General features: G+C 69.3%; 14 protein-coding genes. 5 read left to right on the top strand and 9 right to left on the bottom strand.

Annotation, left to right across the window (positions count from 1 at the left end; translation table 11 throughout):
- The 8 genes from ACFXMF_RS11095 to ACFXMF_RS11060 form a co-directional block, all read right to left on the bottom strand.
- Positions 1 to 1,019 (bottom strand): amidohydrolase family protein (locus ACFXMF_RS11095; RefSeq protein ID WP_380020613.1); only part of this gene is annotated, 1,019 nt, incomplete at its 3' end.
- A gap of 101 nt (positions 1,020 to 1,120) precedes the next feature.
- Positions 1,121 to 1,705: a 3-hydroxyanthranilate 3,4-dioxygenase gene (locus ACFXMF_RS11090; RefSeq protein WP_360309783.1), complete on the bottom strand. Its 585-nt coding sequence runs from the start codon at positions 1,703 to 1,705 to the stop codon at positions 1,121 to 1,123.
- 45 nt (positions 1,706 to 1,750) lie between these two features.
- Positions 1,751 to 2,269, bottom strand: coding sequence for a RidA family protein (locus ACFXMF_RS11085; protein WP_379988187.1), 519 nt, complete (start codon positions 2,267 to 2,269; stop codon positions 1,751 to 1,753).
- Entirely contained in the window at positions 2,266 to 3,060 is a 795-nt protein-coding gene (locus tag ACFXMF_RS11080; protein ID WP_360309787.1) for a fumarylacetoacetate hydrolase family protein, read from the bottom strand. Before ACFXMF_RS11080 ends, ACFXMF_RS11085 begins: the two co-directional genes overlap by 4 nt.
- Positions 3,057 to 3,875, bottom strand: coding sequence for a fumarylacetoacetate hydrolase family protein (locus tag ACFXMF_RS11075; RefSeq protein WP_360309789.1), 819 nt, complete (start codon positions 3,873 to 3,875; stop codon positions 3,057 to 3,059). Before ACFXMF_RS11075 ends, ACFXMF_RS11080 begins: the two co-directional genes overlap by 4 nt.
- A 47-nt stretch (positions 3,876 to 3,922) precedes the next feature.
- Complete coding sequence (locus ACFXMF_RS11070; protein WP_360309791.1) at positions 3,923 to 5,386, bottom strand: 2-hydroxymuconic semialdehyde dehydrogenase; 1,464 nt, start codon at positions 5,384 to 5,386, stop codon at positions 3,923 to 3,925.
- Positions 5,387 to 5,537: 151 nt separating this feature from the next.
- Positions 5,538 to 6,548, bottom strand: coding sequence for a hypothetical protein (locus ACFXMF_RS11065; protein ID WP_360309793.1), 1,011 nt, complete (start codon positions 6,546 to 6,548; stop codon positions 5,538 to 5,540).
- A gap of 32 nt (positions 6,549 to 6,580) precedes the next feature.
- Complete coding sequence (locus ACFXMF_RS11060) at positions 6,581 to 8,650, bottom strand: hypothetical protein (RefSeq protein ID WP_379988186.1); 2,070 nt, start codon at positions 8,648 to 8,650, stop codon at positions 6,581 to 6,583.
- Positions 8,651 to 8,922: 272 nt separating this feature from the next.
- Between ACFXMF_RS11060 and ACFXMF_RS11055 the strand changes: the two genes are divergently transcribed.
- From ACFXMF_RS11055 to ACFXMF_RS11040, 4 genes are all read left to right on the top strand, one after another.
- Positions 8,923 to 9,348, top strand: coding sequence for a hypothetical protein (locus tag ACFXMF_RS11055; protein WP_360309799.1), 426 nt, complete (start codon positions 8,923 to 8,925; stop codon positions 9,346 to 9,348).
- 133 nt (positions 9,349 to 9,481) lie between these two features.
- On the top strand, positions 9,482 to 10,357 hold the full coding sequence (locus tag ACFXMF_RS11050; RefSeq protein ID WP_379988185.1) for an alpha/beta fold hydrolase: 876 nt from the start codon (positions 9,482 to 9,484) through the stop codon (positions 10,355 to 10,357).
- A 130-nt stretch (positions 10,358 to 10,487) separates the two neighbouring features.
- Positions 10,488 to 11,639, top strand: coding sequence for a cytochrome P450 (locus tag ACFXMF_RS11045; protein ID WP_360309803.1), 1,152 nt, complete (start codon positions 10,488 to 10,490; stop codon positions 11,637 to 11,639).
- Positions 11,640 to 11,811: 172 nt separating this feature from the next.
- Positions 11,812 to 12,042 carry a hypothetical protein gene (locus ACFXMF_RS11040; protein ID WP_360309805.1) on the top strand — a complete coding sequence of 77 codons (231 nt, stop codon included), beginning with the start codon at positions 11,812 to 11,814 and terminating at the stop codon, positions 12,040 to 12,042.
- 91 nt (positions 12,043 to 12,133) lie between these two features.
- Here the strand turns inward: ACFXMF_RS11040 and ACFXMF_RS11035 are convergent, their stop codons facing one another.
- Entirely contained in the window at positions 12,134 to 12,808 is a 675-nt protein-coding gene (locus ACFXMF_RS11035) for a TetR family transcriptional regulator (RefSeq protein WP_360309807.1), read from the bottom strand.
- Positions 12,809 to 12,903: 95 nt separating this feature from the next.
- On the opposite strand from ACFXMF_RS11035, the gene ACFXMF_RS11030 reads away from it, so the two are divergent.
- Complete coding sequence (locus tag ACFXMF_RS11030) at positions 12,904 to 14,412, top strand: MFS transporter (protein ID WP_379988183.1); 1,509 nt, start codon at positions 12,904 to 12,906, stop codon at positions 14,410 to 14,412.
- The last annotated feature ends 129 nt before the right edge of the window (positions 14,413 to 14,541 follow it).

The following is a 14,541-nucleotide window of genomic DNA, read 5'->3' as shown; positions in this document are numbered from 1 at the left end:
ACCCAGTAGACGTCGAGGTGGTCGGTGCGCAGTCGGCGCAGGCTGGTCTCCAACGACCGGGTCAGGTTCTTGCGGTGGTTGCCGGCGGCGTTCGGGCAGGCCCGGACCACCTCACCGGGTTCCGACTCCCCCAGCGGGAACGGGAAGTCGGTACCGAGCATGACCCGGTCGGGCCCCATCACCTCGACCAGCAGCCGCAGCGCGCGCGGGTCGAACACGGCCGAGTCGACGTAGAACCGGCGCACGTACTCGGACGGCGGTCGGGGCGAGTCGGCCCGGACCAGGTCCCGGTTGTGCCAGGCGTTGTCGGCTCGACCCAGCAGGAACGCGAAGCTGCCGCCGCCGTGGCAGAAGCACAACTTCAGCGACTCGGGCAGCTTCTCGAACGCGCCCTGGAGGATCATCCCGAGGATGCTGAGCTGGGTCTCGGCGGGCATCCCGACCAGCCACGGCAACATGTGCCCGCGCATGCGCTCGCCGCCGAGCATGTCCCACGGGTGCACGAGTACCGGGATCTCCTCGGTGGCGCAGTGCGCGAGGAATTCCACGATCCCGTCGTCGCCGAGGTAGCGCTCGCCGACGTGGTTGCCGATGTGCACGCCTCGGTGCCCGGCCGCCGCCGCCCGGGACGCGGTCTCGCAGGCCGCGCCGATGTCCTGGAGCGGGACCTGGCTCAGCGGCAACAACCGCTCCGGGTCGAGCGAGCAGTAGTCGAGGATGCGGTCGTTGACCAGGTCGCACCACTCGACGGCGCGGGCGGGCTCGGCCGCGTAGCCGAACATCAGCGGTGTCGAGGAGATCGCCTGCACGTCCACGCCGAGCGCGTCCATGTCGGCCAACCGACGCTCGGGATCCCACAGCGGCGCGATCACCGGTCGGTACTCGTCCTCGCCGCTCATCATCATCCCGGTGCCGTCACCGTGGACCCGCAGCCACGGCTCGCCCGCACCCGTCAGGATGCGGCTCTCGGCCTGCGAGATCCTCGGGAAGACGTGCGAGTGGACGTCGATGACAGTCACGGAACCTCCGTGGTTCACCGCCGGGCTCGGCCGGCGGTCGGGGCAGTGGTGGAGATCGGGTCACGCGGCAGCGGGTCGGGCGGCAGCGGTGGTACCCGGGGTCAGGCGGAGGTGTCGGTGCGCGGCACGGTCCGCGGGCGCAGCGCGTCCGGCCACTGCCGACCCGGGTGGGTGGCACCGCAGTGCGGGCACGTGCGGTCGCCGTCGTAGAACGCCTCGAACAGCGGTGGCAGGTCGTCGACGATCGAACGCACCTGTACCGGCGAGCGGTTCACCAGGTGGTGACACTCGACGCAGTACCACTCGAACGCGTCGATCAGGCCCTCGGTCCGGCCGAACTCGACCACCAGACCGATGCTGCCCGGCTCCGGCCGCTGCGGCGAGTGCCGCACGTGCGGCGGCAGCAGGAAGACGTCGCCCTCGTTGATCTGGACGTCGACCGGCGGCTTGCCCTCTTCCTCCATCACCCGGAGCACCATGTTGCCCTGGAGCTGGTAGAAGAACTCCTCGATCGGGTCGTCGTGGAAGTCGGTGCGCTGGTTGGGCCCGCCCACCACGGTGACCAGCAGGTCGGCCTCCTGCCAGATCTGGATGTTGCCGACCGGGGGCTTCAGCAGGTCACGGTGCTCGTCGATCCATCGGGTGAAGTTGAACGGCAGGCCGTTGGTCAGTTTCGGCAGGCTCATCTCGCGGTTCCTTTCTCGCACGGTCGCTCGGTCGGCTCGGTGACTTCAGTCGCTTCGGTCGCCTTGGCCGCCTTGGTCGCCTTGATCGCCTTGGTCGCTTCGGGGCCGGACCGCGTCGGCCGGGTCCGACCCGGTGGAGCGGGGCCGCTGCGGCAGGTACGCGACGCAGGAGATCTCGATCAGCAGGTGCGGGTGCGGGAGTTGGTGCACCGCGACGGTCGTGCGGGTGGGGCCGGTCTCGTCGAAGTACTCGGCGTAGACCTCGTTGTAGCCGCCGAAGTCGTTCATGCTGACCAGGTAGGTGGTGAGCGAGACCGCATCGGCCAGGCCGCCGCCGGCCGCGGCCAGCAGGTCGGCGATGTTCTCGATCACCGCCCGGGTCTGCGCCCGGATGTCCAGGTCGGTGGTCCCCATCGCGTCCGCGCTCGCGCCGACGAAGGTGCCGTCCGGCCGCCGGGAGCTGGTGCCGGACACGTAGACGAAGTCGCCGGCCCGCTTGACGTGCGGGAATCGGCCGCGCGGGGTGGCCTTGCCGGCGACCAGGATGCCGTCGTCGGCGCTCATCGGGTGGTCACCTCCGCGCGACCGAGGCCGGCCGCGGACACGCGCACGTGCACACCCTTGGGCAGTGGCATCGCGGCGGTGGCAGCCCCCGCGAGCACGACCCAGCCGGGCCGGAGTTCGAGACCGGCCTCGGCGGCCAGTCGGGCCGCCGCGATCAGCGAACGCAGCGGGTTGCCCAGGATCGCCGCCGAGGAGCCGCTCGCCACGACCCGCCCGTCGATCTCGACGAGCAGACCCAGGTTGCTCAGGTCCAGCCCGGCCGGGTCGTGCCAGGTGCCGAAGCCGAAGCCGGCCGCCGAGGCGTTGTCCGCGATCACGTCGGGGAGGGTGAAATCGAAGTCGGCGTAGCGCGAGTCCAGGACCTCGTAGGCGACCGCGACGCCGGCGACCGCGCGGACCGCCTCGGCGGGGGTGACCGTGCCGGACAGCGGGCTGCCGATCAGGAAGGCGATCTCCGGCTCGATCCGGGGATGGATCAGGCCGCCGGGGTCGAGTACGCCGCCCTCCTCCACCAGCATCGCGTCGGTGAGCAGGCCCCAGATCACGTCGTCCACGCCCATCTGGATCATCTTGGCGCGGCTGGTGAAGCCCATCTTGACGCCGATCAGCGCCTCGCCCCGGGCCAGCCGGCGGTCGATCACCGCGCGCTGTACCCGGTAGGCGGTGGTCAGGTCCAGGTCGGTGCTGTCGGTGGGGCGGGCCACCGTCCGGTGTGCGAGGGCGGCTTCGTCGAGGGTGTCGGCGAGGCGGGCGACGAGTTCGGCGTCGGTGTCGAGTCGGTTGTCGGTCACGAGGTCTCCTCCTGCGAGGTCGTCGCCGCGAAGGCGACCCGTACGTCGCCCAGCCCGTCGATCCGGGCCTCCAGCACATCCCCCGGGGCGACCGTCACCATCGGGCCGAGCGCGCCGGTGAGCACGGTGTCCCCGGCGCGCAGCGGGCGGCCCAGCCGGACGAGGGTGTCCGCGAGCCAGATCGCCGCGTTCAGCGGGTGGCCCAGGCAGGCCGCGCCGGTGCCGGTGGAGACCGGTTCGCCGCGCCGCTCCAGCACCATGCCGGCCAGGCGCAGGTCCAGGTCGCCGAGCGCCCTGGGCCGGTTGCCCAGCACGTACATCCCGGAGGAGGCGTTGTCCGCGACGGTGTCCGCGAGGGTGATGTCCCAGTCCCGCACCCGGCTGCCGCACACCTCGATCGCGGGCAGCGCGAAGGCGGTGGCCCGGATCAGGTCGGCGACGGTGTGCCGCTCGTGCGTCAGGTCGGCGTCCAGCACCAGGGCCACCTCGGCCTCGGCCCTGGCCTGGAGCACCGCGCCGACCGGGATCTCGGCGCCGTCGGGCACCGCCATGTCCGCGTACAACATGCCGAAGTCCGGCTCCTGCACCCCGAGTTGGCGCTGAACGGCGGCGGAGGTGAGGCCGATCTTGCGGCCGACCAGGCGGCGGCCCTCGGCAAGGCGACCCAGGGTCAGCCGCTCCTGGACCGCGTACGCGTCCTCGACGCCGGTGATCAGGTCGCGGATCGGCGCGCACGGCACGCCGCTCCGCTCCGCGTGGAGCAACCGTTCGGCGGCCGCTTCGATTGCATTGCTCGTTGCCTGTGTCGCTGTCACTGTCGGGAACCGATCCTTCGGATCTTGATGCGGATGCGGATCTTGAATCAGATCTTGATGCAGATATTGACCGGCTCGGAGAAGAAGTCCAACGAGTACTCGCCGCCCTCCCGGCCGATCCCGGATGCCTTGATCCCGCCGAACGGCGTCCGCAGGTCGCGCAGATTCCAGCAGTTGACCCACACGATCCCGGCCTCGACGCGCGGGGCGACCCGATGCGCCCGGGACAGGTCGCGGGTCCAGACGGTGGCGGCCAGGCCGTACCGACTGTCGTTGGCGAGCGCGATCGCCTCGTCCTCGGTGTCGAACGGCAGCACGTGGCAGATCGGCCCGAAGACCTCCTCCTGTACGGTGCGCGCGCTCTGCGGCAGGCCGGTGAGCACGGTCGGCTCGACGTGGAACCCGCCGTCGCGCTCGTCGCCGAAGCTCGGCACCCCACCGCCGGCGACGACCGTGGCGCCCTCCGCGACCGCCAGCCGGTAGTAGGACAGCACCTTGTCCCGGTGCGCGGCCGAGATCATCGGCCCGTAGTCGGTCAACGCCCCTGCCCTTGAACCGAGTTCGGCCACGAAGGCGGCGAAGATCGAGCGCTCGACGTAGACCCGTTCGGTGCACAGGCAGATCTGGCCGGAGTGGGTGAACGCGGACCGGACGGTGCCCGCCACGGCCTCCTCGAAGTCCGCGTCGGCGAACACGATCGCCGGGTTCTTGCCGCCGAGTTCGAAGGACACCGGGGTGATGTGCTCGGCGGCCTTGCGCATGATCGCGGTGCCGGTCGCCGATTCGCCGGTGAAGGCGATCGCGTCGACGCCCGCATGCGCGGTGAGGAACTCGCCGGCCGCGCCCGCGCCATGACCGTGGATCAGGTTGAACGCACCGACCGGCAGCCCGGCTTCGTGGATCACCTCGGCCAGCAGCGTCGCGGTGCCCGGCGTCTCCTCGGACGGCTTGGCGACCACGGTGTTGCCGGCCGCGAGCGCGGGCGCGACCTTCCAGGTCAGCAGCAGGAGCGGGAGGTTCCACGGCGAGATGATCGCGACCACGCCCAGCGGGCGGCGCACGGTGTAGTTGAGCGCCTGGCCGACGCCGCCGCTCCAGCCGGGCACGGCGGTCGAGTGGGCGCGCTCGGGCCGGCCGTAGAGCAGGTCGGCGTAGGCCCGGAAGTTGCCGATCGCCCGCGGGATGTCGACGCCGGCCGCCAGTTCGCGCGGCTTGCCGGTGTCGGCGACCTCGGCGTCCACGAACTCGTCGAACCGGGCCTGGATCCCGTCCGCGATCCGCCGCATCGCCTCGGCCCGCACCTCGACACTCGCCACCCCCCACTCGGCCAGCGCCCCCCGCGCGGCCGCCACGGCGGCATCCACAACCCCCCGATCGGCCTCGGGCACGTCCCCCACGACGGCCCCGTCCACCGGGTTCACCAGCGCAAAGACGCCGTCACCCGCCCGGGTGAACTCCCCCGCCACATAGTGCGCAGGCAGCACACCCTCCCCGGCCACCGACCGTCCCATCGCCCATTCCCTTCGCCGCAAGCCCCATCACAGGGAGCCTCTCCCGCCAACGACATGCCCGTCCAATACTCTTTGGACCGCAACACATGCCCTTTTCGGTATGACGAAGCGGGTCGGCGACCGGCCGGCCAAAACCGTCCGACCCCCACCCTCAGCCCGGTGGCCCGCAACCGTCACGTGCGGCGTTGGCGGCCAACACGGCGCGCAGGATGGCGTCCGAGGCCGGCAATGACGTCCCGGGCTTGATCGTCAGCAGGTACTGCACACTGCCCGCCGAACACCGGGCGAAGTATCCCGAGCCCTGGCCGTCGATCACATGCGACTCGGCAACCTTTCCCACCGTCTCGGGAGTGGGCGCTCGCGCGTATTCGAGGTCGGCCAGTACGCCGCGACGCACCTCCAGCCGAAGCGCCGACACCTCGTTCGGCTTCGCCGCCTCCGAAACGACGCAGTCCTCCCACCCGGAATCGCGCCCCGACCAGCGCTCGACCCAGGTGGGATGCGCACCGAGATCGACCCCGGCCGGCGACACTCCGCACAACGTCGCCCCCTGCCCAAACGCGGTGGGCACCACCTCGCCCCGCCGAGCCGGCGCGGGCAGCTCCGGCATCGTGCAGCCCGCCTTCCGCCGCGCGACGTTGGTCAACGTCACCATCGTCGACGCGATCCGCTCCCGGTTCCCGGCCCTCCCGGGCACCCCGAGTCGGAGGGGTCGCTCGGGGCTGTGCACATCCTCGGCGGTCACCCGGGCGAACGATGTCCCCCCATCGGCCATGCAGGGCGGAACTCGCAGCCAACCATCGAGATCCGAGGCCATGCCGAGCAGCCCATCCCCCAACGGCATCGAAATCGGCAGCCGGGCGCCAACGCCGTAGTGCTGGCCGGTCGACCAGTAGTCCCCGTCGAGGGCGTACCGAAACGCGACCTGCGGCCGGCCCCGGACCTTGCTGTACACCAAGCACTCATTGCCACCGGAGGCCGGATAGCGAAGCGCATCCTTCCGCACCGCCTCCCCGTACTCCCCAGGTGGCAACAACGTCGCCAACTCGTCCGCGCTCAGCAACCCCCAGCAATAGCTCCGCGCCCGATCCGACGTGCTCCGCGTCGACAGGAACACGACCAGCCCCACGATCAGCCCGACAACCAGGACCCCGACAAGCACAAGGACACCGCGCCGACGACCGAGAAACGCTTTCACTTCATCACGATTTCCGACGGAACAATCGCACTGTAAGCACGACCGGCCTCATTACCGAGTTCCACGCTCTTATAAGTCGGGTTTTCCGCCATCCAGGTTCTCATGACACCTTCCACCTGAACCCGTCCGCTGACATACGCGCCGTGCACTTGCTCCCTTGCCTGCTCACCTGCATCAGGCGGAAATGCTTGATAAAATTCCCCGACGATCCCATTTACGCCTACGGTTGCGATGGCTGCGATGGGAGCGATGATGCCATGAGTCTGGACTGCCGCCGCAGCCTTGAAGAGTGCACCGGCGGATATCCCGTCGATGCTCGCGCCGACCCACCGCTCGTATCGCTTGTCGGCTTCACCCTCTGCCAGGTCGCTCGCAGCCGCCCGGTCCAGAACGTCCTTCGATACAGCCGCATCCAGGAATCCGAAGGCATCGCCGGAGTCCCTCGCAAATGTCTGCACTCGGCCGAAGTCCGGTTGCGCCGACTCCCCCGCTATGAGACTCAGAGCGGCGCGCGTGTACCTTTCCTCGGCCTCCTTCAGTACGGTGATGTTCGCCGGTTCCTCAGCCAGCCCGGAAAGCACATTTCGCATGGTCTCGCGCGGAATATTCGCAGTGGGACTCGCTTGCGGAATCGCGTTCGTATCCTTGGTGGCACTTTCCTGAGTCAGCGCGAGATGCAGAGATTCCGAATTTTTCGCCAGAATCTCGGTCAGGCTCCCACGCAGGGCGCCGGACTCGCTCAGGATCGGAGGAGCATCCTTCGCACCGAGCGTGGTCATCACGTTCTCCACCACACCGGCCATGGCGGGTGTGGTCAGTCGGCCCGTGGTCGCCGCAACGAGGGCATCACCGAACGCGTCGAGGTGGGGGCGTTCCCGGTCGACCGGGTTCAGCGGATCGACGAGGGCGTGCGTGAAGGCGATCTGCTCCACGTGTGCCTTGCCCTTCGGGCCGGTGAAGAAGTCCGTCGACGCGTCGGCGTTGTGGGAAAGGGTCACCAGGAACCCGTTGACCGGGTCGCGGGCCGGATCCGAGCCCCACCCCTGACCGTTGTTCATCGACTTGTCGAAGGCCAACAGGTCCTCGCCCACCGCACCCAGGAACTTGGTGTCGTACGTGCCCTCCCGCAGTAGCCGATCGAGCTTTTGATATCCGAATACCGACCCATTGCCGGGCCCTCCGGTGGTCTGCTCCACCTCGCGCCCGGCCTCCTTGAGACGCCGCATCCACTCGGCGTCGCCCGCCAGTTCCGCGCCGGCCGTGGAAAGTGCACCCCTGACCCGCCCCTCGATCAGCCTGGCCGTTTCGCGCGTCGCCTTCGGGCCGCCCGCGCCGCCGAGAGTTTCCAGTTTCTCGGTGGCGTCGAGCAGGCGTCCGGGACCGAGCATTCTCAGGAGTTCGGCATCGAAACCCGGGTTTGTGCCATTCTGCTTGAGCAGGGTTTCCAGGAAGGCGAGATCCTGCGCGTTCACTTTCCCGGTGTCGAGCTTGGACAGGAGTTCGGTGGCGCGCATCGCATCGGCGGTCGAGTCTCCCCCGAGCGCACGGGCGTTGAAGTCGTCCTTGGGGCCGAAATCCACGTTCTTGCGCATCGTATTGGCGGCGACAACGTCGGCGTCGGTCGCCTTCTGCAGCGCGGCGGCGATGCGAGCGGCTATGTCCTTGGCCTGCGATTCGAGTGAGGCGTGCTCGCTGTCCGTATCGGCCTGCCAGGTGAGGCGGCCGTCGGGATGGCGGGTGATCCTGCTGCGGCGGGCGGCTTCGAGCGCATCCCGGACCGCGTTCCGTGCCGCCCGCAATTCGCCTGCGGCCTCCCGAGCGATCGACGCCATCGCCCCGGACTCGGCTCGGATGGCTTCCAGTTGGGCACCGACATAGCCGATGAGCTCCACCGCCCGACGACCGTCGTTGCTGTCCCAACCGCCGCCGCGCAAGGGGCCGATCACCTCGTGCTCCACCGACTCCCGGCGCCCGTTCATCGCCGCGCTCAGTTGTTCCCAGGAAGCGGCGACGGCATCGAGCGCGTCCGGTGAACAAGCTTCGAGATCCTCGATGGTCAACGTCACGGAAACAATCTCCCGACTTCATGAGCCACTCGTTCCGCGCCGACCGCCCGGAACGGCGACGAGATTAGCAGTCGAGACGATCCGCCTCCGGCGAAATATGCACCCACTCGATATAGCCGATAACATTTAATGCAAAAAGTCCGAATCATCCGGCAGGCTGCTTTTGCGGAATGATCCATTTCTGTTTTCGAGGGCTCGCCCGCAAGTATGCTCGGTCGCGTTTCGTGGCCCTGTCGGGCCGATCCATTTTCCCGATCACGAAAAGAGTTCTCATGGCCGGCGGCGAGAGCATGGACATGATCATCAACCCCTGGCGCTACCAAGATTCCGCCGCACCCGCACCACCCGAAGCCAAGCCCACCGACCCACTGGCGACCCGGCTCCAGTCAACGATCGACCCGGGCGGCGGCGGATCGGTCCGGGTCGACGCGAGCGTACTCGACACCTCGGCGACCCGACTGGAGCAACTGCGCGGCGAAGTCCAAGGCAGCGTTCAGAACTCGCTCCGAGGCGGGACCGATCACGCCGCGGTGGGTCGAAATCTGGAGGTCACCAAAGCCGTCCAGTACGTACACGATCGTTGGACGGAGAAGCTGACCCATCTGCTCGAAGACATGCAGGAGCGGGTGACCCGGGTCCGCAAGGCGGCGGACAACTGGGATCACACGGAGGCCAACGTCACTCGGTCCATGCAATAGGCCGCCCGCCGGCACGAGGAGCCGTCGTCGACCAACCCCCTGAGGCGAGCATCTAATGCATAGGATCAGTTTGACTCATTAGTATGACGGGCGGTAGAACTGACTCAGCACCCCGCCGAAGAAGGTAGAGATCATGGGTATCGCCGCCGTTCCCCAGGTTGTACATCGTTTTGTGGAGGTTGCCGGGGTTCGGGTGTTCTATCGGGAGGCCGGGCCCGTGGATGCGCCCACGCTGCTGTTGTTGCATGGGTTTCCGTCGGCGTCGCATCAGTTTCGTCGGCTGATGGATGTGTTGGGCAACGACTTTCGGCTGGTTGCGCCGGACTATCCCGGTTTCGGGCACACCGAGGTGCCGGCCGGGTTCGAGTACTCGTTCGAGCGGCTCGCCGATGTGGTCGAGGGGTTCGTGGACGCACTCGCGTTGGAGCGGTACGTGCTCTACACCTTCGACTTCGGTGGCCCGGTCGGCCTGCGGCTGGCCGAGCGGCGGCCGGCGGCGGTGGCCGGGCTGATCGTGCAGAACGCCAACGCGTACGACGAGGGTCTGTCCGAGATGGCCCGCGGCTTCGTCGCGCTCACCCCCGACGTGCCGGGCGCCCGGGAGCAGGCCGCCGAGCTCCTGGTGTTGCCGGTCACCCGGGGCCAGTACGAGGGCGGCACCGCCGACCCGACCCTGGTGGCCCCCGACGGCTGGACCCTGGACCAGCACTTCCTGGACCGGCCGGGGCGCAAGGAGGCCCAGGTCGATCTGGCGCTGAACTACCACACCAACGTCGCGCTCTACCCGAAGTGGCAGACCTGGTTGGCCGAACACCGCCCGGCCACGCTCATCCTCTGGGGCCGCAACGACATCTTCTTCCCGGAGCCCGGTGCCCACGCCTACCTGGCCGACCTCCCCGACGCCGAGGTGCACATCCTGGACACCGGCCACTTCGCCCTGGAGGACAAGCTGCCGGAAATCGCCCCGCTGATCGCCGACTTCCTCACCCGCGTCGGCACCGGCGGCTGATCGTGACCGCCGAGCGGGGCACGGGACGGCCAAGGGCGGGAAGGTGCCGCGTGGCGGGGCGAGTGGGCGATAGGTTGGCAAACACGTTGTTGCCGAACGAAAGCGGTTCCCGGTGGATGTCGCCCGCGCCATGGCCCACGACCCGCACGGTGTCTTCGCCCGGATGCGTGAGGCCGGCCCCGTGCATGCGATCGTCGCGCCGGACGGCAGCCCCGCATGGCTGGTCACCAGGCACGCGGACGTCCAGGCGGCCCTCGGCGACCCCCGATTCTCGCTGGACAAACGGCACGCCAAGCCCGGCGGCTACAAGGGCTTCGAACTCCCGCCCGCCCTGGACGCCAACCTGCTCAACATGGACCCGCCCGACCACACCCGCCTGCGCCGCCTCGCCGGCCAAGCCTTCACCCCGCGACACACCGCCGACCTGCGCCCCCGGCTCGAACGCACCGTCGAAGCCCTGGCCGACGAGTTGGCCGGCCGCGAACGCGTCGACCTGGTCAAGGACTTCGCATCGCCCTTCGCGGTCGGCGTGATCTGCGAACTGCTCGGCGTCCCGGTCGAGTCCCGGTCCGACTTCCGCACCTGGACCAACGCGGTACTGGGCGCGGACGCCACCCGCGAGGGCATCCGCTCGACGGTGCGCGAGATGTACTCGTTCTTCGTCGCGCTGCTCGCCGCCAAGCGCGCCGACCCCGGGCCCGACCTGTTGTCCGCGCTGATCGCCGCCCGGGACGCCGACGACCGGCTGAGCGAGGACGAACTCACCTCGCTTGCCTTCCTGCTGCTCTTCGCAGGCTATGAAAACTCGAGCAATCTGATGGCCGGTGCCCTGTACGCGACGATCGAGGACGAGGCGTTGCGCGACGCGCTACGCGCCGATCCGGCGGCGATTCCGGTGCTGGTCGAGGAGGTGGCCCGGCACATGTCGCCGGCCCTGCTCGCGATCCGCCGCTTCCCGCTCCGGGACGTCGAACTCGGCGGCGTCACCATCCCGGCCGGCGACACGGTCTTCCTGTCCATCGCAGCGGCCAACCGCGACCCGCGCCGCTACGCCCGCCCGGACCGGATCCGGCTCGACCGCCCCGATCCGGCCCGCCACCTGAGCTTCGGCCAGGGCATCCACTACTGCATCGGCGCGCCGCTGGCCCGTCTGGAGGCCGAACTCGCGGTCCGCACCGTCCTGACCCGCTTCCCGAAGGCACGCCGGTACGCGCCGATTTCCTGGCAGCCCTCGGTCCGGGTTCGCGGCCTGGGTTCCCTGCCGGTCGAACCGGGCAACTGACCGCGCCCGAACGGCCGACTGTCACAACTGTGTGCGAACCCGGTCCGGCGGCCGGTTACCCCGTGACGTCCGGGCCGAAAAGCACGACAGTGTAGGCAGCACGACAGGGGATCGACGGTGCGACGCCACGACCGTCGAAGGGCGGCGTGCAACGGATGGGGAGTCGGAGCAGATGTCTGTTCGTCGAGCGGTTGCCACGCATGTGCACGAGCACCGTGTGCCGGGCGTGCGTTGGTGGACCCGCCGCACCACGCAGGCCGCCGCGATGTGCGCGCTGATGATCGTGGCATTGGTCGTCGGACCTTCACTCGGCATCCTGCCGTCGCTGTCCGAGCGCGTCGACGGCGTCAGCCGGATCACGAACATGGTCCACGACTCGGACACGCCGGTCCACAAGCGCTGACCTCGGGCGACACCCGGGCCCGCGCGCCCGACTTGCCCACAGCGCCGAACGCTCCGGACACCGCCGGCGCCCGGAGCTCCTTGGGCGCGGGTCAGAGCTGCACCGACTCGATCACCCGCCGCAGGCCGACCTCCAGGACCTGCGGGTCGTTGTCGTCCCTCGTGACGTGGTCGAACAGCACCCCCTGGAGCAGCGCGAGCATGACGTGCCCGTCCAGGGGCGCGTTCGTGGACCCCATCGCCAGTGCGATCACCTCCGCGAGGCCGCGGAACTCGGCCTGGCACCGGATCAGCGCCTCGCGCACCAACGGCTCGCGCGCGCCCGCGAGTTCCAGCTCCAGGCGAGCCAACTGCACGTCGCGCGTCGCATCCCACCACACGCGCATGAACCGGGCCAGCTCCACGTAGTCGATCACGATCGGCCGGACCGCCGTCATCCGCATCAGCTCGTGGGTGACCTGGCCCGCGTACTCGCGATCCAGCGCGGCCATCCGTTCGACCACCGCCAGGATGAGCTGATCGCGGGTCTTGAAGTAGTACGTGACCGAGCCGTTGGGCAGCCCCGCCTCCTCCTGTACCGCGCGGTGGGTCAGCCCGCGCAGACCATGGGTGGCCAGCACCCGGATCGACGCGTCCAGCATCAGCGTGCGCCGGTCCACCCGACCGGAGCCTATGACCGGGGCGGGCGCGTCGGGTGTGACCGGTGCGGCCGAAGTCACGACGTGGGGTTCGGACGGAGTGCTGTCGGGATCGTTCACGTGCGGCATGTCTCCAGTATCCCCGAGCTTATCCCCGAGCTTGACGCCTGTAGAAATATTCTCTACAACTATAGAACTTACTTCTACGAACGTAGGAACATCCGATGGCTTCCTCAGGGATACCCGCCACCGAGTCCACGATCGGGGCCCGCGCCAACCCCTCCGACGCGTCCGACGCCGTCGCTGCGGCCCTCTCCCCCGGCCGCCCGGTGAACCCGAAGCTCGTCCTGCTGCTCGTCTGCGTCGCCCAGTTCGTACTGCTGGTCGACGACACGATCGTCAACGTCGCGCTGCCGACCATCGGGGACGATCTCCACTTCACCGAGAGTTCGCTGTCCTGGGTCACCAACGCCTACTTCCTGACCTTCGGCGGCTTCCTGCTGATCGGCGGCGGCCTGGCCGATCTGCTGGGCCGGCGCCGCCTGTTCGGCATCAGCCTGATGCTGTTCGTCCTGGCCTCGGCGGTCTGCGGGATCGCGCCCACCGACGGTGTGCTGATCGGCGCGCGGGCCGCGCAGGGCATCGCCGGCGCGCTGCTCTCCCCCGCCGCGTTGTCCATCCTGCTGGCGACCTTCCGCGAACCGGCCGAGCGAGCCCGCGCACTCGGCACCTGGGCCGCGCTCACCGGACTCGGCGCGGCCACCGGACTGTTGCTCGGCGGCGCGCTCGTCGAGTGGACGCACTGGCGCTGGATCTTCCTGATCAACCTGCCCATCGGTGCCGTCGCCCTGCTCGCGCTGCCCCGAGTGATCGGCCCGGACGATCGCGAAGCGGTGCGCCGTGTACCGGACTTCGCCGGCGCGGCGATCGGGACCGCCGCCGTCCTGACGCTGGTCTACACCGTGGTGGAGACCGATACGCACCCGTGGGACTCGCCCCGGACCCTGCTCGGCCTGGCCGTCGCGGCGCTGCTCGCCCTCGGCTTCACGCTGCGCCAACGCACGGCGGCCGAACCGCTGTTGCCCCGTGCGTTGTTGCGGATGCGGCATCTGGTCCTGGCGGACGTCCTGGTACTGGTCGCGGCCGGTGGCCTGTTCGCGATGTTCTTCTTCCTGACCCTGTACATGCAGCGGGTCCAGGGGTGGTCCCCGATGCGTACCGGCTCGTCGTTCCTGCCGTTCAGCGTCGGCATGGGCCTGGGGGCGGCGATATCCACCAAACTGATAGCGAAACGTGGTCCGTTGCTGCCGGTGAGCGTGGGACCGGCGATCGCCGCGGGCGGCATGTGGCTGATGAGCCGCCTGGACGAGCACAGTTCGTACACCTGGCACCTGCTGCCCGCGCTGGTGGTCACCGGCCTCGGCCTGGGCGTGGCGTTCGTCGCGATCATCCACACCGCGACCGGCGGCGCGGGCGAGGGCGAAGGCGGCGTCGCCTCGGCCATGGTGACGACCTGTCAGCAGATCGGCGCGGCGATCGGCATCGCGGTCCTGGTCACGATCGCGACCAACCACACCAAGGACCGGATCGCCGCCGGCGTGCTCAAGGAACGGGCCGCGGTGGAGGGATTCAGCCGAGCCTTCGAGATCCAGGCGGGCCTGATGGGCGTGGCGGCCCTCCTGGGCATCGTGGTCGGCGTGGCCACCCGACGACACCACACCGGTCGCAAGTAGGTCCGACCGAAGGTGCGGGCCCGGGGGGGGGGGGGGGGCCCCGCCCGGCCCCGCTGGGGGGGGCGGGGGGCGTTTAAAAAAAAACACAACACCAGCAAACCAAAAAAAGGGAGTTGCGGCGGGTGGGTG

The sequence above is a fragment of the Embleya sp. NPDC059213 genome, assembly GCF_042754445.1.
Taxonomy (GTDB): Bacteria; Actinomycetota; Actinomycetes; order Streptomycetales; family Streptomycetaceae; genus Embleya.
Note: the sequence above shows the minus strand (reverse complement) of the source record. Positions and strands in the feature narration are given on the sequence as shown.

Coding starts and splice junctions, on each gene's coding strand:
- ACFXMF_RS11030 (WP_379988183.1), top strand. CDS start 12,904: ATGGCTTCCTCAGGGATACCCGCCACCGAGTCCACGATCGGGGCCCGC.
- ACFXMF_RS11070 (WP_360309791.1), bottom strand. CDS start 5,386: ATGGGACGGTCGGTGGCCGGGGAGGGTGTGCTGCCTGCGCACTATGTG.
- ACFXMF_RS11055 (WP_360309799.1), top strand. CDS start 8,923: ATGGCCGGCGGCGAGAGCATGGACATGATCATCAACCCCTGGCGCTAC.
- ACFXMF_RS11040 (WP_360309805.1), top strand. CDS start 11,812: ATGTCTGTTCGTCGAGCGGTTGCCACGCATGTGCACGAGCACCGTGTG.
- ACFXMF_RS11050 (WP_379988185.1), top strand. CDS start 9,482: ATGGGTATCGCCGCCGTTCCCCAGGTTGTACATCGTTTTGTGGAGGTT.
- ACFXMF_RS11085 (WP_379988187.1), bottom strand. CDS start 2,269: ATGAGCGCCGACGACGGCATCCTGGTCGCCGGCAAGGCCACCCCGCGC.
- ACFXMF_RS11035 (WP_360309807.1), bottom strand. CDS start 12,808: ATGCCGCACGTGAACGATCCCGACAGCACTCCGTCCGAACCCCACGTC.
- ACFXMF_RS11045 (WP_360309803.1), top strand. CDS start 10,488: ATGGCCCACGACCCGCACGGTGTCTTCGCCCGGATGCGTGAGGCCGGC.
- ACFXMF_RS11090 (WP_360309783.1), bottom strand. CDS start 1,705: ATGAGCCTGCCGAAACTGACCAACGGCCTGCCGTTCAACTTCACCCGA.